Consider the following 848-nt stretch of genomic DNA (forward strand, 5'->3'; position numbering starts at 1 on the left):
CTCGCCGGTGCGCTCACAGGCCAGGCGGGCCTCTTCCATTTCTTTGCCCAAGGCCCGTTGCAGACGCTTGTTGCGCGCCAGACCCAGAACATAGCCCACGTCGTTGGTCTCGCACCAGGCCATGATCGCGTCACGGCAGAAACCCACGTCTGCGCGAATGATGATCCGTGTCTTTGGCCAACGTGCGCGAATCTGACCCACGATGCGTTGCAATTCGTCCACACTGCCTGATGAGGCATCCTTGTCCGCCGTACGCAACCGAGCGCACAACAGGTGCTCACCACTGAAGATGTACAGCGGCAGGTAGCAATAGCAGCGGTAGTAGCCGTGGAAAAAACGCCCTTCCTGCTGACCGTGCAGCGGATCATCAGTCGCATCCAGGTCGAGCCAGATCTTGCGCGGGGGCTTGCGGTACGACTCCAGGAAAAGATCGACCAGCAGTCGATCCATTGCTTCATTATCCGCGGCAATCCGCTTGTAACGGTCTGATATAGCCGATTTCGGTATGCCCAGCTCCAGACGGTTGAGCGTGCTCGAAGCGGCCAGCGGGTTTCCCCGATCCTGCTCGCGCACCCGCCGCTCTCCGGTCAGGTCCCGCTGGGCCACCAGATCCCGCACGCTGTGTTCGATGCTCTCGGGGTTGCGGTGATCGGTGAAGCAAGCGGCCAGGCGATCCAGCAGGCCGATACGCTGATCCACCTCGCGCAGCAGCAATCCGCCACCGTCCGAAGTGATTCGCCCACCGTCAAAGCGGCCAATCACCTCGCGCCGACCCAGGGACTGAAATTCCAACTGTTCTGGTTTACACTCTGTATTCATAGGCCTCTTTGTTTTGTTGCTGGTAAGTG

The 848-nt window shown here is 59.9% G+C and carries 1 protein-coding gene; it reads right to left on the reverse strand.

The features are described from left to right. The coding region (locus tag ACOCD2_RS22815) for an IS1380 family transposase (RefSeq protein ID WP_419626203.1) at positions 1-792 on the reverse strand (792 nt) is incomplete at its 3' end. Positions 793-848: the final 56 nt, after the last annotated feature.

Source organism: Thiolapillus sp. (genome assembly GCF_048562965.1).
Lineage (GTDB): Bacteria > Pseudomonadota > Gammaproteobacteria > Chromatiales > Chromatiaceae > Thiolapillus > Thiolapillus brandeum_A.